General features: G+C 60.6%; 17 protein-coding genes and 5 pseudogenes. 8 read left to right on the top strand and 14 right to left on the bottom strand.

What is annotated here, in order from left to right; all coding sequences use genetic code 11:
* Position 1: 1 nt before the first annotated feature.
* Positions 2-325 (bottom strand): transcriptional repressor TraM, encoded by a 324-nt coding sequence (locus tag SS05631_RS30185; RefSeq protein WP_014858045.1) that lies wholly within the window; start codon positions 323-325, stop codon positions 2-4.
* A 218-nt stretch (positions 326-543) separates the two neighbouring features.
* On the opposite strand from SS05631_RS30185, the gene SS05631_RS30180 reads away from it, so the two are divergent.
* Positions 544-777 (top strand): helix-turn-helix transcriptional regulator, encoded by a 234-nt coding sequence (locus SS05631_RS30180; protein WP_010875417.1) that lies wholly within the window; start codon positions 544-546, stop codon positions 775-777.
* A gap of 135 nt (positions 778-912) precedes the next feature.
* Here SS05631_RS30180 and SS05631_RS30175 read toward each other — a convergent pair.
* Positions 913-1143 (bottom strand): annotated as a pseudogene (locus tag SS05631_RS30175) (AAA family ATPase); the annotation flags it as partial.
* 40 nt (positions 1144-1183) lie between these two features.
* Positions 1184-1441 (bottom strand): annotated as a pseudogene (locus tag SS05631_RS30170) (IS21 family transposase); the annotation flags it as partial.
* Here SS05631_RS30170 and SS05631_RS32590 point away from each other — a divergent pair.
* Complete coding sequence (locus SS05631_RS32590) at positions 1420-1749, top strand: DUF5372 family protein (protein WP_015633592.1); 330 nt, start codon at positions 1420-1422, stop codon at positions 1747-1749. The pseudogene SS05631_RS30170 and the gene SS05631_RS32590 overlap by 22 nt on opposite strands.
* 22 nt (positions 1750-1771) lie before the next feature.
* Here SS05631_RS32590 and SS05631_RS30160 read toward each other — a convergent pair.
* A pseudogene (locus SS05631_RS30160) lies at positions 1772-2065 on the bottom strand (helix-turn-helix domain-containing protein); the annotation flags it as partial.
* 189 nt (positions 2066-2254) lie between these two features.
* On the opposite strand from SS05631_RS30160, the gene SS05631_RS30155 reads away from it, so the two are divergent.
* The 3 genes from SS05631_RS30155 (at position 2255) to SS05631_RS30145 (ending at position 4645) form a co-directional block, all read left to right on the top strand.
* Positions 2255-2680 carry a hypothetical protein gene (locus tag SS05631_RS30155; protein WP_240533492.1) on the top strand — a complete coding sequence of 142 codons (426 nt, stop codon included), beginning with the start codon at positions 2255-2257 and terminating at the stop codon, positions 2678-2680.
* 152 nt (positions 2681-2832) lie between these two features.
* Positions 2833-3423 (top strand): helix-turn-helix transcriptional regulator, encoded by a 591-nt coding sequence (locus SS05631_RS30150; protein ID WP_037426312.1) that lies wholly within the window; start codon positions 2833-2835, stop codon positions 3421-3423.
* A complete protein-coding gene (locus SS05631_RS30145) occupies positions 3416-4645 on the top strand; it encodes a HipA domain-containing protein (protein WP_037426314.1) in 1230 nt (409 codons plus the stop codon). The genes SS05631_RS30150 and SS05631_RS30145 overlap by 8 nt, the downstream gene beginning before the upstream one ends.
* 755 nt (positions 4646-5400) lie before the next feature.
* On the opposite strand, the gene SS05631_RS31605 is transcribed toward SS05631_RS30145, so the two are convergent.
* The 10 genes and pseudogenes from SS05631_RS31605 to traA form a co-directional block, all read right to left on the bottom strand.
* Positions 5401-5547: a hypothetical protein gene (locus SS05631_RS31605; RefSeq protein WP_158499789.1), complete on the bottom strand. Its 147-nt coding sequence runs from the start codon at positions 5545-5547 to the stop codon at positions 5401-5403.
* Between the two features lie 158 nt (positions 5548-5705).
* Positions 5706-6050: pseudogene (locus SS05631_RS30130) on the bottom strand (transposase); the annotation flags it as partial.
* A gap of 228 nt (positions 6051-6278) precedes the next feature.
* Complete coding sequence (locus tag SS05631_RS32440) at positions 6279-6743, bottom strand: group II intron maturase-specific domain-containing protein (RefSeq protein ID WP_240533493.1); 465 nt, start codon at positions 6741-6743, stop codon at positions 6279-6281.
* On the bottom strand, positions 6743-6946 hold the full coding sequence (locus SS05631_RS32435; RefSeq protein ID WP_234818732.1) for a reverse transcriptase domain-containing protein: 204 nt from the start codon (positions 6944-6946) through the stop codon (positions 6743-6745). Before SS05631_RS32435 ends, SS05631_RS32440 begins: the two co-directional genes overlap by 1 nt.
* On the bottom strand, positions 6943-7344 hold the full coding sequence (locus tag SS05631_RS32430; RefSeq protein ID WP_240533494.1) for a hypothetical protein: 402 nt from the start codon (positions 7342-7344) through the stop codon (positions 6943-6945). The genes SS05631_RS32435 and SS05631_RS32430 overlap by 4 nt, the downstream gene beginning before the upstream one ends.
* A gap of 495 nt (positions 7345-7839) precedes the next feature.
* A complete protein-coding gene (locus SS05631_RS30120) occupies positions 7840-8421 on the bottom strand; it encodes a TraH family protein (protein ID WP_037426322.1) in 582 nt (193 codons plus the stop codon).
* 12 nt (positions 8422-8433) lie between these two features.
* Positions 8434-9197 (bottom strand): annotated as a pseudogene (locus SS05631_RS30115) (IS5 family transposase).
* A 109-nt stretch (positions 9198-9306) separates the two neighbouring features.
* Positions 9307-10470 carry a conjugal transfer protein TraB gene (locus SS05631_RS30110; RefSeq protein ID WP_037426328.1) on the bottom strand — a complete coding sequence of 388 codons (1164 nt, stop codon included), beginning with the start codon at positions 10468-10470 and terminating at the stop codon, positions 9307-9309.
* Positions 10460-11026, bottom strand: a complete 567-nt coding sequence (traF, locus tag SS05631_RS30105; protein ID WP_037426330.1) for a conjugative transfer signal peptidase TraF — start codon at positions 11024-11026, stop codon at positions 10460-10462. The genes SS05631_RS30110 and traF overlap by 11 nt, the downstream gene beginning before the upstream one ends.
* The gene (gene traA, locus SS05631_RS30100) at positions 11023-14331 is read right to left on the bottom strand and encodes a Ti-type conjugative transfer relaxase TraA (protein WP_037426333.1); all 3309 of its coding nucleotides are present in this window, start codon (positions 14329-14331) and stop codon (positions 11023-11025) included. Before traA ends, traF begins: the two co-directional genes overlap by 4 nt.
* 252 nt (positions 14332-14583) lie before the next feature.
* Between traA and traC the strand changes: the two genes are divergently transcribed.
* The 3 genes from traC to traG are packed head-to-tail and all read left to right on the top strand — an operon-like array spanning position 14584 to position 17069.
* Positions 14584-14880: a conjugal transfer protein TraC gene (gene traC, locus SS05631_RS30095; RefSeq protein ID WP_037426336.1), complete on the top strand. Its 297-nt coding sequence runs from the start codon at positions 14584-14586 to the stop codon at positions 14878-14880.
* A 4-nt stretch (positions 14881-14884) separates the two neighbouring features.
* Positions 14885-15100 (top strand): type IV conjugative transfer system coupling protein TraD, encoded by a 216-nt coding sequence (locus SS05631_RS30090; protein WP_037426337.1) that lies wholly within the window; start codon positions 14885-14887, stop codon positions 15098-15100.
* On the top strand, positions 15087-17069 hold the full coding sequence (traG, locus tag SS05631_RS30085; protein ID WP_157213218.1) for a Ti-type conjugative transfer system protein TraG: 1983 nt from the start codon (positions 15087-15089) through the stop codon (positions 17067-17069). Before SS05631_RS30090 ends, traG begins: the two co-directional genes overlap by 14 nt.
* Positions 17070-17217: the final 148 nt, after the last annotated feature.

Genomic DNA, 17217 nt, shown 5'->3' with positions numbered 1-17217 from the left:
TCTAGTTGTCATCGTCGAAAGGCACGTCGGGCACAAAGCCAAGCGCGTCCAGAATGTCCGATAGCTCCTCCTGTTGGGCCTCCGACCTCTTCTGGCGTGCAACGTACTCATCCTGGAGCGTCTGGAGGACCGGACCGGAAATCGACGGATCGTCGCTTGCGCGCAACCACTCCTCGTAAACGGCCTGATCGGCCCAGAGGAGCCGGCGGTGTTCGCGAATCGCGGAAACTGCCAGTGCCTCAAGCTCTGACTTGGTCATGACACTGTAGCGCGCTTCTTTCTCCTTGCTTTCGTCGTTCACCTCGGATGAGCCCATATCGTTCATCCGCTTCTCCCTGATTTGATTTCCTCACTGCCCAGCACCCAAGGTCGGCATTGTATCGGTCTAGCCGCTACGGCCAAATTCTCTGGGCTTGAGGCAAGGCAGTTGAATCTAAACTCGACATTTAAACAACTGCTTCGAGCCGACGGGCGTTCCGAGCCGCCGCGTTTACATACTTTAGTTGATAAACTTATGGTGTGTAAACGACGATCTTTCAGCGCATGGATATGCGCAAGCTGGTCGGCTCTAATTTCGCCCGCCTGCGTCGGGAGAAGGGCCTGACACAGGAAGAGGTCGAAGCTCGTTCCGGTTTCAGCCAACAATATCTGAGCAGCCTTGAGCGCGGGCGACGCAACCCTACCGTGATTACTCTTTATGAGCTGGCTCAAGCCTTGGGTGTTAGTCACGTCGAGTTGGTTACCCCGACTGATGAGACTCCGTTTGGCACGCGATGAGGCGAATAATCCTACTGCAGGGTAAAATCGAGCGTATGCGCCGCTTACATCCCATTGATTTCGCGTGTTTGTGAACATTGAGGATTCTGCCAGAAGGTTTTCGGCAAGAGCTGGAGATTTGGGATGGCGGATGGTGATGGTTGCAAGGCGTCCCATGCGAAGAGCCGTTTTGATGCGGCTGTTCTCACGCAGGGTCAGTTCCTCCGATAGAAGGATGTCGATTGCTTCCAGGGCTGAGAGTTCGCCATGCTCGAGGCGGCGGACCACGTGGTCGAGCGCCTCGAGAGCACGCGGCATCTTGAGGCCGACGAGATCGTGACGGATGCGTTCGATCATCGACGGCATAGCATCAAGGGCGGCGCTCATCGGCGGGTCTCCCGAGCCATAGCCGTTGCAACAGCGTCATGACCATGCCGTCACGCGAGATTCGCCGCTCCAGCTTCAGGACCGATCGGAAACGGGCCAGGGGAAGTGGTCGTAGATGAGATCGCTCTTCGGCGAAAGCCTCATTGACGACGCGCAAGGTCGTGGCATGCACCCTGGGATTGGCGACGGTATCCAGCCAATGGCGCAGCTGCGCGTTCAGGTCATCAAGGTTGCGGAACGAGCGAGCCAGGAAGAAGTCTTCGCGTATGTAGCGGAATGGCCTCTCGACCTTGGCTTTCTTTCAAGTCCAGGACTGCAGTTCGTACTGACACTCAAGCGCGTATAGAATTCGAGGTCACGCACCCGTTCCATCCGTGGCGCGGCCAGCGCTTCGTGTTGTCGACACGCAAGCAGAACTGGGGCGAGGACCGCGTCATGTTCTACGACGCGGATGGGCGGCTTCGCTCTCTGCTTGCGTCATGGACGGACGTCGCTGCCCCCGATGTTTTCATTGAGATCGCGGCCGGTAGGTCGTTCGTGCGTCCAGATGATCTGGCAACCCTGGCGGCATTGATCGAGCAAATCGAGCGCAGCCATGGCGGCTGAATGCGTGTCAGGCAATTTATGCCGCTTTGGTGACAGCGGTATAGCCGCCGCTGTAGCCGCGCTCCTTCAGCTCGCGCAGAAGTCGTCGCGCCGTTAGCCCAGGATAGGCCGCCACGCGCTCCCGAAGATAAGCAGCGAATGGGTCTATCACCGTCGCGCGTGGTCTCCTTGGCCCATAGGCCGGCGCTTCCAGACCGCGATCGATATACTTGCGGACAGTCTTTCGGTCCGCGCCGGTCTGCCTGGCGATCGCCGACACCGATAAGCCTTGTCGATGCAAATCCAAGATCATCATCATCTCCCCGAGCTTGATCACCAACATCCCCCTTCCGACAATCGGAAGTAGTATCGGTGATGACATGCGACCAATCTTCCGGGGCGCGCCCCGGAAGACCGGTCACGGCGCAAACTGGGGAAGATTCAAACGGCACATTTGGGGAGTATTGATCCGGTATCGATAACAATCTCGCGATCGGGCTGACGGATTGTCGTATCAGAGCGCGCGATGCTATCCAGTCATATCGGCTGCATGGTGGTGCACGTCTTCCATGACGTCGGCATTGTCATCCTTGAGCCCCTGCGGATCGCGTCCTACCTGTTCGCTCATCTGGACGGGATGAACGATACCGGTACGCTCTGCGAAGTGGCGCCTGAGCTACCGACCGAGGATCGTGCCTTTGTCACTGCCATTGGCCGGTTGGTGGACCAGCAGCGCACGCTATGGGGTACTCGGGGGAAATGGGACAGCTACAATGCGCTGGTCGATGTCGGGGCGGTAGGCTTCCGGCTTTTCGAGGAATTCGGCGTGCATGCGCGGTCGCAACCGGACGGGCAAGCCTACATCAATGTCCCCTTTACAGCAGACACGATACCTGCAGGGTCTGCGCAGGTTGATCTGCTGCGCGCACTGATGGGTGGCTATAGGAGCTGATGGGTAACTGTGAGTCCTAAGACTGCAAGTTGATATATAATTCCATATAAGTCAGCGTTTTGATACGGTTTTGTATATCGACATTGCATTGCTCTGAGAATCCTCTATATATTATCCTGTATGTTTCGCATCCTGCGATACAGGATAATGATATGGCATATAAAACGGAGCATATAACGCAGCAGCTGCGCGCTGCGCGCGAAGCGCAGAAAATGAGCCAGCGCGAGCTGAGCGCACGATCGGGCCTGACGCAAAGCCATATTTCTCAGATAGAACGGGGCACCATGGAGCCCGGACTTGGCAGCCTAGTGGATGTGGCGCGCGCGCTCGACCTCGAGATAGTCCTTGCCCCGAAAAAACTGATGCCGGCAATCCGCAATATCCTCGATAGTGCATCGGCATCGAGTGATGTCCTGACATCCGACCAGCGCAAACTGGTGGGGCGCCTTGAGCGGTGGTTTGCGCAGCACAGGGGCGGGTTCGGTAGTGCTTCCGAGGCAGATACATTCAAAGATAGCCTCGCGCTCTTACGGCATCTTCCTCTGTCGGCCGAGGAGATGGACACATTCAACGAGGCGACTGCACGCCTCGACCGGTGGCAGGCTGATCCTCCATCCCGTCAGGAACTGAGCAGGATCGCACATGCCGTAAGACACCTACGCAACGCCGCGGTGCACCGCGACCGCGACGACGCGGTCCCTCGCTCGGCCTATGCGCTGGATGAGGAAGACGATAATGCCTAAGGTCACGGTACTCGATGTCAGGCTGTATGGGGAACCGGTTTCGACCCTGACGAATCTGCAGGACGGGCGCACCATCTTCGCGTTCAACGAGGCTTATATCGAAGACGAAAAGCGGCGGACGCTTAGCCTGTCCCTGAAAGACCCGTTCGGGGCGCTCATCACGAAGTTCAGGCCGTACAACATGGTGGTCCCTCCCTTCTTCTCGAACCTACTGCCGGAAGGACCGCTGCGCAAATACCTCGCTGATCGTGCGGGTGTGAAGCCGTCGCGTGAATTCTTCCTGCTCTGGATGCTCGGCCGCGACCTGCCTGGGGCTGTGACGGTGCATCCCTCCGAAGGGGATGACGCGCCTCCGGATGACGAGCAGGCTATCGTCGAAGCGCGGCCGAACGCGCTGCGCTTTTCGCTGGCAGGTGTGCAGCTGAAGTTCTCGGCCTTTAAGAACGACAAAAAGGGCGGCGGCTTGACCATTCCGGCCGAGGGCACGGGTGGCTCGTGGATCGTGAAGCTGCCGTCTCAGCAATATAGCGGCGTGCCCGAGAATGAGTTCGCGATGATGACCATCGCCCGCATGATGGGTATGGACGTGCCTGAGCTCCAGCTGGTTGATCTCGACGCCGTAAGCGGCCTGCCGCAGGGGGTGGGTGAACTGCACGGGCAGGCGCTGGCGATCAAGCGTTTTGACCGCACGCCGGAGGGAGCGGTGCATATCGAGGACTTTGCGCAAGTCTTCGGCGTCTTTCCCGACCACAAATACGATAAGGGCAATTACCGGATGATCGGCCGCGTGCTGGGGATCGAAACCAGCACGGCCGACGTGGCGGAATTCATCCGGCGTCTAGTCTTCAGCACGCTAATCGGCAATGGCGACATGCACCTGAAGAACTGGTCGCTCATCTATCCTGATCGCCGCACCCCTGCGCTCTCGCCAGCGTATGACTTGTTGTCGACTATCCCTTACATCGAGGGGCAAGATACGGCGGCGCTCAATTTCTCCCGCACAAAAAAGATGGCGGCGCTGTCGAAGGACGAGCTGGCGCATCTGGCTGCGAAAGCGGAGCTTTCCGAAAAGCTGGTGATCGACACGGCGCGCGAGACGGTTGAACGTTTTAGGGCGGTATGGGAGGCGGAAAAGAAAAATCTGCCGATGGCCGCCAAGGTCGCCGACACGATCGATACGCACGCACCGACGGTCGAGCTGTATCGTGAGTTCGCGAAGTAGTGCCTTGCGGCTCGGCATTCAAATTATCGAGCCTTGCTGTATATTCAAGGCGTTAGCCCATCCAAAGGATGGCCGTTGGTTCGAATCCCATCAAGACCCACAAGGCGGAAATGGCACATCGGCCGCATAAGTCCAAAAACTCCGGCCGACGAAGTCCAGGTCGAGTAGCCAGCCTCTTTCCTTCGACATGACGCTGACATCTTGAAGGCCCAAGATGTGCCTCCCAGATGAAAGTCGCTCCGAAAACCGGGGCGTCCGGTTACAGTTCTTTGGACCCGACGGCGGAGGTCATGATGCGGGGATCCTTTAACGACCTGGTCTATGCGCAAAATGGCCGCACTCTCGTGAAGGAAATCTGTTCCGTGAGCAAGCGATCGTCTTCGTGGAGCGAAAGCGACCCGACGCGGAGGATCTCGTCGCCCGCATCACTTGGCAGGCGTTAAGCAAATGCCTTGTTGGAGAGATGCATGTGAATGCGGCGCGCGAGACGTTTTTCCGCACGGCGAAAAAGAAGGGCCTCCTTGCCGAACCGGAGATGTCATTGAGCTCAGTTGGCCGGTTGGCTAAGTGACTGAGCTTCCGCTTCCAGGAACGCGGACGGCACGTGCCTTGGAGCGGGCTCATCCACGCCTGGTCGATCAAGATCGTTTACGACAGCACTGGAGCGGCGGCTTCGTTGCCTTTGACGGTGTGCGAGCCGACCAAGGTCAATGTGGCAAGTGGATGAATCAGCCATTTGGAGCCGAAGGTGAGATTCATAGCCGCACCGTTGCCTTGTGTTCGAGATGATTGAGGACAGACATCAGGGCAAGGGCCATGCCCACAACAACGACGCCGATCGCAGCGCCGAGCGGCCAATCGAATGAGACGCCCATCAAGTTGATGACCACGCCGGCGATCATGACGCCCTCGGCACCGCCGACCAATGTAGCAGCAATAAAATCACCGAAGCCGAGAGAGAAGGTAATGGTCGCACCAGTGATGATACCCGGAATGGAGATCGGCAGAACGATTGAAAAATTTCCCAATCGGTCGAACCCGCCTCCTTGCCCGCCTCGATCAGTTCCACGAACAGCGCTTCCAGCGCGTTCCCTGCGTGGGCGATCTTGTGATCGCGGTCGGTTCGGCCGTGCTCCAGCCGGTTCACAGTGGATTTGCCGGCACGCACCGCGGAGTCCTGCCGCTTCGGCGTCAGCCGCTCCGACAAAGGCGCGAGCACCGGGTCATGGCGCATCGTGTCGTGGTCGTCGACATCCTCCTAGGCCAGCGCGATCGCCGCGACGCGCTGGCCGATCAGCGTGCGCACGCTGTGAACCGTGCACTTGCGATCGCGGCCATCGACGAAGCAGGCGGCCATCCGGTCGAACAGCCCGATGGCCCCGTCGACGTGGCGAAGCAGCAGCGCCGAAGGCTTCAAATTCGAGCTGCGCGGAGATAAGTGTGTTTGCATCGCGCCCTCTGCTAATTCTTTGTCGTAAAAGCAACTTCTCAGATTCGTGGGCCCGATGAACCCCCTACTTGTAGAGTCGAGGAAGGGCGCGGTGGCTTGGGCCGTGTTGGCATCGCCCCGTTTCCCTTCCCCGCTCATCAAACCGGACGTGCGGATTTCCCGCATCCGGCTTTCCGACTGGTTTCATCGCGAGGCCCACCGCGGCGATCCAATGTGCACGCGTCGAAGACGCAGCACGCAGAGGTCCCCGAAGACACTATCGTCGGAGAATCGTTGCGTGCCGCGTCCCTGCACCTTGTGCCGTTTGCGGAGGAAAGCGCGAACACGGTCATAGGCGTGGTTGTCGACCGCCCGATAGGCCGGCAAACGTGTTCCGTAGCCGAAGTAGCCAGACCAGCCGCGCAGAAGTCTGTTCAGCTGGATACATACCACGTGCCACGGCTCTTTGTTGCCGGGTACCAGGAGATCACCAATCTTCGTCTTGATCCTCTGCACGCTCTTCTTGGACGGGCTCGCACCCAAATACCAGTGGCCGTCCTTCCGGAAACGGTGCGGACCGAAGCTATACCCAAGGAAGTCGAACGGTTCCGTTCGGGCATCCTTCAGCGAGGTCTTCGCCTCGTTGAGCGTCAGCCCAAGCTTCGTCATCACCGTCCGTGTCCACGCCAGGCGTGCCCGCGGCTGAGGATGACGAAGTCATCGGCATAGGAGATGACATGCGCACGGAATGCCTCGCGGCGTCCGGTGAGCCGCCAATGTTTCAGGAACCGGTTCATGTAGATGACCGAGAGCAGCGAGCTTGCGACCCCACCTAGCGGCGTGCCACGCGTGCTGCTTTTGCCGCCGCTCATGCGCCGGTTCCCGTCACCGTCCCGCTCTTCGACCGGCGCCTTACCAACCGATCCCGAATGGTCGGGATGCCGAGCGGGCGCTCACCGCCCCCCGGCTTCGGGATCATCACCCGTCGCACCAGCTGTGGCCGGTAGCTCTTCGAGACGAGTTCCTCCCGCAGGCCCGCCAGCCACCCTTCCACGCCCTCCGCCTCGATTTGCGCGAAGGTCACCCCGTCCACGCCCGGCGAACCCGCATTGGCGCGGGCCAACCCATAGGCATGGCGCAGCATGTCCTCACGGCAGATCTGGTCGTAGAGCACGTAGAAGCGGAAAGCGGGCTCCGCCTTCGCCTTGCGACACAGCTTCCTCTGCAGGTTCCTGATCTTTCGGGTGTTTCGAGGGTCATCGCCAATCACCCCCTCCTCACCAACGTCGAAAGCACATCAGAAGTCAGGGCCCTTCCCTCCACCGGCATTACCCGGCTTCAGCGGTATTATGGCCCTGTCCGACTCCCGTTCGCACCGCCGCCCTTGGCTGCGTTGAGGCCGCTACCCTCATGCCAAACGGGTCTCCCCCGTTACCCGCATCACCCTTCCAACGTGCCGTGCCCAATACCCGGGTGGATCGAACGGGTGCCCATGTCGATTGCTTCCCCGTTCACGCGGCCTTCCCCGAATCTCAGGCACGTCGGCATCCACATCATCACTTTCGAGGCCTGCTCAGGCTTTACTCGCATTACGGCCCATCGGATCGCTCAACCGCCCAAGGTGGCCTTTGTCACGAGGCTTCGACCCGGCCAGTTACCCAACCGAACCGGTCGCTAGCTACCCCTATCGACAACTATCTGGGTGGAACCTTCCTCCACTGGTGATACGCGCCATCGGGGCGCACTGAGAGATTCGGGTTAGGCTTCACGTTCCGCCGATGCGGGAAAGATCGATCCGCATTGCTGCCGATCCAACGCTGTCGTTTCCCTCAGGCCATTCAGAGGCCGAGTCTTGAGTATGACTATCGCGGTCATCCGACCGCAACACTTCTTCCGTCGCAACGCTGCCACCCGGATCAGGCGCCAACACGCTCACGCCTTCGAACTCACCCGTCTTCCATGCGTAGACAGCATCCTCGAATATTTGAGGGATGACGTCGTCGCTCTCGGGATTGCCATACGACTTGGCAACGATCCTAAGAACCTTGGCAAACATCGAGGTTCCCTTGCGAAGGTTTTCGCAGGCGTCGACGAGGTCCGGCTGAAGGTCTGCTGCGTTCTTCACGCCGACGCCCACTGGAAACTGTGTCAGGCCGACGCGAACCACCGCCTGACCCACATATTGCCTCACGATTGCCATCGCCTCGCCGGCGGAAGTCGCTTTCGGCACGAGGATCAATCGTCCACCCGATTCAACTGAAACGGCGAGCGGGTCCGTCGAGCCGGCGGCTGCGACGAACTGCTCGACGATCGCGGGCTTGAGAGAAGGATCGGCGCATTCTTTGATTAGGGCATAGACTCATAACGACCTGATCCAGATGCGTGTCGCGGCCAACTTAATGGCAGCGAGAAAGTTGCGCGGGTCTTTGTCGTATCTGGTTGCGATGCCGCGGAACTGTTTGAGTTTGTTGAAGAAGCGTTCGATCAGATTGCGTTGTCGATAGACCCATGCGCTGAAGGGGAAGCTTGCCTTGCGGTTCCGTTTTGCCGGAATGTTGGCCCAGGCGCGTTTTTCTTTGGCCAAGTCTCGCAAGGCATTGGTGTCGTAGGCGCGGTCAGCAAGGAGGATCGCGCCTTCGCGCATGTCCTGCAGCATCGGCCCTGCCATCCGATTGTCGTGGGCTTGTCCTGCTGTCAGATCAAGGCTGATCGGTCTGCCGTCGGCGTCGACGACCGCGTGGATTTTCGTCGTCAGGCCGCCGCGGGAACGTCCCATGCAGCCATCGTCTCGATCCCCCTTTTTCCCGTGGCCGCATGCTGATGAACGCGGACACAGGAACTGTCGATCATGACGATGTCGCCGTCGAAGGCCTTTGCGATCTCACGCAAGACATGATCCCAAACACCCGCCTTTCGCCACCGCACGAAACGGTTGTAGCAGGTGGTGTAAGGCCCATATCGCTCCGGCACATCCGCCCAAGGTGAGCCTGTGCGGAACCGCCATAAAATGCCGTTGATCACCCGCCGGTCATCGACCCGCGGCACGCCGCGACTCTTGTTCGGCAATAGGGGCTGAATAATCGCCCACTCGAAATCAGTCAGGTCGAAACGACGACGGGTCATGCAAGGCCCCCAAATCAAGGCCCCTTTGAATCATCTTCTTCCCGATTACGAAAGTCCGTTTATGAGTTTGCGGCCTAGGGCAGCGTCGAGCATGACGTCTCCTCGGGCTTCAGGTGTTGAAGGAAAGAACAAGCGGTTTTGCGAAAAGCTTTGCCCACGCTACAGCGCTCGCGCGCTGAATCGCGACGATGGAAGTATCCTTGGTCCACCATCCATTTCCAACTGCAATGATCAGGTCCGGATCGTAGGCCATCGATTGCAATACCGTCCAGAGGACGAGCTGCTCGTAGCAAATGAGTGGCGCGACCTGGCGATCGCCTACGGTCGCTACGGGATTGGCAAAGAAATGCGCTCGGGCGCCGCCACTCGTCCCCAACCACGACCGCCATGGTTGCCACATCGAGCCCGGGACCGGCACTCGCTCGCGATAGAGGACCCTGCCGCCGTCCGCGGAAATCGTGACCAGCACATTGTCGTATCCGGTCGCATCGATCGTCGCCGCGCCGGAGATCACGGAGATATTCGTACCCTGCAGAGCCTTGGCCCAGAGCCGTTCGACGGTCGGCGTCCAGAACCCTAAGGCGCTCTCGGGCAGAACGACATTCCGGACGTTGCCAGATGCGAGGTCCTTCACCGTGGCAATCAGATCACGGTGACGCTGAATGCTGGTGTTCCGGCCGAGCGATGACCCCAGTTCGAGATCGACGCCCCGCCAGTCCTCAGGTAATTTCGGCTCGGTCCAGTTTGCGGCGGACCAAAGCCAAAAGCCTGTGAAGGCGATTGCGACAGCCGGCCACATGCGGGTTACGAGGCCCATGAGGCCGGCTGTCGTCGCGACCAGTCCCCACCATCCCCATCCCGGGAAAAGTATTCCCGCGGCCGTGACAGGATGAGCCCAGCCGGTGATGCCCATTGGCGGTATAGCCATAAGCGCAGCCGCCAAGAGATAGCGAAACGGTCGACGGTCAGAACACTTCGTCCAGAGCACCGTATGCACGGTAACGAAGCTCGCCGATGCGCACAGCCAGAGCAACAAACCCGGCCAGAGATCGGAGGCGTAAAACGCCGCGACGCCTTGCGGTAGCCCACGTGACGCCGCCAGGAAGTATCCAGCGGAAACGAGTGCCGCTACCCATCTCGTCAGCGCGAGCGACCAAAGAATTGGGAATGCCAGTGCGACCGGAAGAAGGAGGGCATAACCGCTCCACCCGACCGTTCCGACTACAATTGAAGTGACGGTCAGCAGTGCCGGCTGGAGGTGATTACGGCGCATAGGTCAGGACCTCTTGCGCCAGGCCGAGAATGCCGGCAGCCGGAACCGGACCGAAATAACGGGAGTCATAGGAGCCCCCGAACCGCGAGTGCAGGAAAACGTAATCGACCGGCACGATGCCGCCCGAGAACGGCGTCATGGGCCGTCCCTGTCCGTCGCGCAGAGCAAGACCCGAGGAGGGGACTGGGCGCCCATCCACGTTGACGCTGACCCCCACCTCGACCCGTTGCCCTGCAACTGCGATGACCGACTTGATGAGCGGCGCTATGCCGCCCGGGCATAGGCCGGCGCGCAGATAACCACGCATTCGCGCCTCCCGCATGGCCGAGGTTCGAGGCGGACAAATGAAGACGAGATCGCCGACGGCGGATGGGCGATCGATCTTGACGATACGCCAGAGACCGAGAGGTTCACTCGGCGTGAGATTGATCCGGTAGCCGCCGAACCAGGCGGCCGAGATCGTGCCGACCGCCGCCATTGTCATCGTGGCTAACCCGAGGAGGAGCGGCTTACCGCGTCGCCTCCTCGAGGTCAATTCAACGAGAGGAATGTTCATTTCAGCGACAGCCCCTGGCTCTTCGTCTGCCGCAGCGTCTCGGCCTGCTTTAGGGCTTCGATCGTTCGCTCATGGGCATTGAGTTGCTGCACCGTACGCATCGTGTTCCAGGCCGATTGGACCTCCGCCTTCGGGCCTGGGTTCATTCCAGCTGTGATCGTCTTGAACGTTTCTCCGTTCGTGTCCTTGGCGGCCAGTGGCAGGAAGGCGCGCTCCCCGAAGCGCTCGGTGACCGCCCTGGCAAAGCCTTCCAATTCGGCCTTGACCATCTTGTCGGCGAGAGCAAACTCCAACGCCGCGGGTAGGTCATTGCGGTCGATAGCATCACGCACGCGCTCCAGCGTCTGCCTGGCGCCCGGAGACAGCGCCGGAATGTCGATCGCCACCTTGCGGCGGACTGCCAGTTCATCGGCCTGATAGCGTTGTTCGGCCTGGCTGCGCTGGCGCATATAATCACTGAGGCTCTGGGCCAATGCCGGCACATTGTGTTCGGCCCGCTCGCGGTCCTGCTTGTCGGCACGGCTTGCGAGCAGACCGGCTTTTCCTTTCAGCGAACCGTAGGATTCCGGCTGATTGGCCATGTTCGATAGCGTGGACTTCGCGGCGCTCTCGTCCTTCAGCATCGCGTCGACATTGACCGCCTTGAAGGCGACTTCCGGCTGGGTATAGACGAGATGGAAGCGGGTCGAGACATCCTCCCATTGCTTCTTCAAACCGGGATCGACTTCGAGTCTGTCAGCGACTGCCTGCTCCATCGATTTCGGGAATGTCGCGATACCGGCAACCATGGGCCTGGTCTCCTTGAGGTTTTGCGAGTTGGTTGTTTTGGCGCCCACGGCGAGACCGAACCTCGCGCCGATGGCGACGAGCCGCTGAGTCAGATCGGCCAGTTTCTGTTTCTGCCGGACCGTCCACTCGAGCCGGTCGCGGGCAATCGTGCGGGCGACATTGACGAGGTGCATGCCGCGGGCTTCGGCGAAGCGCAGCGCCTGCCGGTAGAAGGTTGCCTTCTCGTAATCGAGCGTGGTTTCCTTCGAATTCTTCCGCGACAGGATCTGGACGAGGCCACCGGACTTCGCAAAGGATCGGGCGCCGTAATAGACCCCGAGATCCTCGCGATGGCGGGTCATCGCGACATAGGTCAGATGCCGATCGAGGGAGAGCGAAGCCAGCACCTTCACCCGGTCGACGGTGGCGCCCTGGCTCTTGTGGATTGTGGTGGCATAACCGTGATCGAGGTTATTGTAGAAACGCTGCTCGACCGTGACCTGCCGCCGATGCTCGCCTTCGCCGATCTCCGCGACAATGCGGTTCCGAGCGGCTTCGACGACCTTGCCGAGCATGCCGTTCTTGACGCCGAGCGCTCCGTCATTTTTCAGGAAGACGATCTGGTCGCCAGGTGCGAAGCGGCGATTGCCATCCTCCGTCTTGAATGAGAAACCAGCATCGACAATGCCACGCTCGACGAGCTTGGCGCGCGCCATCTCGTTGAGCATGCGCACATCGCGCCGAAGGTGCGCGAGGATCAATGTCGTCTTCGTCGGATCGTAATCCCGGTCCCAGTCCGCGATCAGATTCTGAACAGCTTCAGCCTTGAGCTTGGAGCGCATCATCCTGCCATTTGCACGATAGGTATCGACTACCTTGCCGACATTGCCACGTGCGAGGTCGAGCGACGCATCGCGCATCCACTGTTCGCGCTGGCGATAGATGGTCTCGAGTTCGGCATAGCCGATACGATCGGCAATCGCCCGGAATGCTGCCCCCGCCTTGATCGGCTGCAGCTGTTCCGGATCGCCGACCAGGACGAGCTTGGCGCCGGCCTTCGTGGCCGTCTCGACGAACAGCGCCATCTGCCGCGATGACACCATGCCCGCTTCGTCCAGCACGAAGATCGTCTTGTCGTCGAGCTGGTTTTGGCCTTCGTTCCAGCGCAGCTCCCAGGACGATAACGTGCGTGACGTGATCCCCGCTTCCTTTTCCAAGCCTTCGGCGGCCTTGCCCGCAAGCGCGCCACCGACGACACGATAGCCGGCCGCTTCCCATGCTTCGCGCGCAGCCTTCATCATCGTCGTCTTGCCGGCGCCGGCGCGGCCAATGACGGCGGCGATCCGCTCGGCGCCCGCTACGTGCTCGATCGCCGCCTTCTGTTCGGCCGACAGACGGGAATGTCGCGTGAACGTCGCCTCGAGCACTTCCTTCCGAACGCCATGCGAGGAGCGCCTCGAGAGCCAGATCGCGCGGGATCCCATCTCTGCTTCAAGCCGGATCAGCTCGCGCGTCGTGTATTTGGTCGGCACCCGAATGCCGGTCGCGAATGCGATCCGCTCCCGTTCGAGCCGGAGCGTCTCGGAGCTCTGGAGAATGCGGGCCATCAGGCTTTGGAAGACCCCGGGGTCGTCGATATAGCGATGCAGGATCTTGGCCACGTCACACTCGTCGAAGACGCTCTTCTCCCGGGTGATCAGGTCGAGGACGATCTCCGGGCGGCGCTGGATGCGTCGAGCATTCTCGGCGCGCTTCTCCTCCTGCATCTCCAATCGCTCAAGCGAAACGGCCTGGTCATCGGCCGTCGCTTTCCGCTCGATCGCCTTGGTGCCAACCCCGAGATGAATGGTCGGGGTAAGCTCGATGCCCTGCTTCTCGAACGATCGGCCATCGATGCGAATGTCGAGACCGGCGAGTGCGAGATGGCGGTTCTGGCAGGCAAACCAGCCGTCGCGAAACGCACTGAAGTCGTGGAGGCTTCCGGCCCAAAGGTCGTAGACGATCTTGCCGGCATCGTTGCGGAGCGGACTGCCGTCCGGACCGAGGACCCCGATCTTCTTTGCCCCGAAACCATCTGCAGTGAGCGGTCTTAGCGTCGTCATCAGGTGGACATGCGGATTGCCCGGCGCGTCGTGATAGACCCAGTCCGCCACCATCCCCTTGGCGGTGACATGCCGCTCGACGAAGTCACGCACCAGCGCGATGTTCTGCTCGACCGTCAACTCGATCGGCAGCGCGATCGTGACATCCTTGGCGAGCTGAGCATCGGCGCGCTTCTCGAAATCCTCGACCTTGTTCCAGAAGGCTTCCGAGGCGCTGGCGACCGAGCGATCGGCGATCATCGACCGCAACCACTCGGGTGAATCGGCTGGAATGACGAACTCTTCGTGAAGAAGACCCTGCTTGGCGCGATAGTCGATCGTCCGGGCTTCCCGCTCATAGTCCATCTTGGCGCAGTGCCGATAGGCCGCCGACAGCACGGCGCTGCGGCCGGAGCCGCGGGCGACGACGCTGACGGAGAAATGAGGAACGGCCACGGCAGAGTCTTCCCGATTGCACACGAAATCAACAGGTTCGTTGGGAGCGGTGGCCCCGCCAGGGCCGAAAGCCAAGTCGTCGCGCCAGCGACGTATAATTGCGCCCTTGGAAGCCGCTCCTTCGGAACGGCCGGGATCATTCACCAAAGCATCGCCCTTGGCGATTGTAGGATTCACAGTAGTGCGTTCCGCACTCCGCTCCGAAAAACTGGCTTCGAAAGACAAGCTTTCTCAGCCACGGAGACGGACGGAATGAAGAAACCTGCCTCGAAAATTCGCGACGAAATCGCCAAGCTTCAGGAACAGCTCAAGGCCGCGGAAACCCGCGAAGCCGAGCGGATCGGCAGGATTGCGCTCAAAGCAGGACTTGGCGAAATCGAGATCGAGGAAGCCGAACTTCAGGCAGTCTTCGAGAGTCTGGCGAAGCGCTTTCGCGGAGGGCAGGGGCTTGCGGCCGGAGGGAAGAAGGGGAATGGAGACGCCAGCGCCGGCGCATCCACCACGGCGGTCGGGTCTGGCGCGGCTCAGGGCGGCAATGTCGAGGCTTGATCGGATGGCGAGGACTGCGACATCCGACGCCCGCAAGAAGGATACGCGGGAGAAGATCGAACTCGGCGGCCTGATCGTGAAGGCGGGCTTGCGATACGAGAAGCGCGCGCTCCTGCTCGGGGCGTTGGTTGACCTCAGTCGCCGGTTGAGGTCCGACGAAGGCGAGCGGGCGCGTTTGATCGCTCTCGGCGCAGAGGCCTTCGGCGATGAGGGTGAATAGGATCACACTCGCCGTCGCACCTGTCGTGCTGATGGTCTTGGCCGTCATCGGAATGAACGGCGTCGAGCAATGGCTGTCCACCTTCGGCGAGACCGATGCTGCAAGGCTGACTCTCGGCCGGATCGGGGTCGCTCTGCCCTATGTCACCGCTGCGGCCATCGGGGTGATCGTCCTGTTCGCGAGCGCCGGCTCCGCGAACATCAAATTCGCCGGCTGGAGCGCCCTGGCCGGAGCCGCGGCAACGATCCTGATCGCTGGGATACGCGAGGCGGCACGTCTTGCGGCATTCGCCAGGCAAGTGCCGGCGGACAAGTCCATCGCCTCGTATCTCGACCCTGCAACGATGCTCGGCGCGGCTGGCGCGCTGATGGCCGCATGTTTCGCGCTGCGCGTCGCACTGATCGGCAATGCCGCCTTCGCACACGCCGAGCCGAAACGCATCCGGGGAAAAAGGGCGCTCCACGGTGAAGCCGACTGGATGAAGATGCAGGAAGCGGCAAAACTCTTTGCCGATACCGGCGGCATCGTCATTGGCGAGCGTTACCGAGTCGACAAGGACAGCACGGCGGCGCTGTCGTTTCGCGCCGGCGACCCCGAAACCTGGGGCGCCGGCGGCAAGTCGCCGCTGCTTTGCTTCGACGGTTCGTTCGGATCCTCGCACGGGATCGTCTTCGCGGGTTCGGGCGGTTTCAAGACGACGTCGGTGACAATCCCGACGGCACTCAAATGGGGCGGAGCGCTTGTCGTTCTCGATCCTTCCAACGAAGTGGCCCCGATGGTCTATGAGCATCGCAAAGCAGCCGCGCGTTTCATCCGCATTCTCGATCCGAAGGAACCGGAAACAGGATTCAACGCGCTCGACTGGATTGGCCGGTTCGGCGGAACAAAGGAGGAAGACATCGCCTCGGTCGCGTCATGGATCATGAGCGACAGCGGCGGCATGCGCGGCGTGCGCGACGACTTCTTCCGGGCATCGGCGCTGCAGCTGCTGACCGCGCTGATTGCCGACGTCTGCCTGTCCGGCCACACGGACAAGGAGAACCAGACCTTGCGGCAGGTTCGGGCCAATCTGGCGGAACCGGAGCCGAAACTGCGCGAGCGGCTGCAGTCGATCTACGACAATTCAAATTCGGATTTCGTGAAAGAAAATGTGGCCGCGTACGTCAATATGACGCCGGAAACCTTCTCCGGCGTCTACGCCAATGCGGTCAAGGAAACCCACTGGCTGTCCTATCCGAACTACGCCGCACTCGTATCCGGTTCGACCTTCTCGACCGACGCGCTTGCGGCCGGTGAAACCGATGTGTTCATCAACATCGACCTGAAGACATTGGAGACCCATGCCGGTCTTGCGCGTGTGATCATCGGTTCGTTCCTCAACGCCATTTACAATCGCGACGGCGAGGTAAAGGGGAGGGCGCTCTTCTTTCTCGATGAGGTCGCGCGGCTCGGCTACATGCGGATTCTGGAAACCGCGCGTGATGCCGGTCGCAAGTATGGCATCATGCTCACCATGATCTACCAGTCAATCGGCCAGATGCGCGAGACCTATGGCGGACGAGACGCGGCGAGCAAATGGTTCGAGAGCGCGAGCTGGATTTCGTTTGCCGCGATCAACGATCCGGAGACGGCGGACTATATCTCGAGGCGTTGCGGCATGACCACGGTCGAGATCGACCAGGTCAGCCGCAGTTTTCAAGCGAAGGGTTCCTCAAGGACGCGCTCGAAGCAACTGGCCGCTCGACCGCTGATCCAGCCACACGAAGTTCTGCGCATGCGCGCCGATGAACAGATCGTGTTTACGGCCGGCAATGCGCCGCTCCGATGCGGCCGAGCGATCTGGTTCCGGCGCGAAGACATGAAGGCTTGCGGCGGCGCGAAACGGTTTCCCAAGGTCGGAAAGATGTCTGAAGCCCGCGTGATCCAGCCGGCGCGCAGTGCAACGAGCAAGGCGGATCCAGGAGAATGAAGAGTATCGGAGAAATCAGCGTGAGCGCCGCCCAACAGGCGGGATTTCGGGCATTCTCGTCGTGCGAGGAGCGGGAAACAGGGCAGCCGCAGGAGCCTCAACATAGTGGCCCGAAGGGGAGGCGGGAACGACTGCTCCCCGCTTCTGC

It is taken from the genome of Sinorhizobium sp. CCBAU 05631, assembly GCF_002288505.1.
Lineage (GTDB): Bacteria > Pseudomonadota > Alphaproteobacteria > Rhizobiales > Rhizobiaceae > Sinorhizobium > Sinorhizobium fredii_C.
The sequence above is the reverse complement of the archived record's forward strand: the minus strand, read 5'-3'. Positions and strand labels throughout refer to the sequence as shown.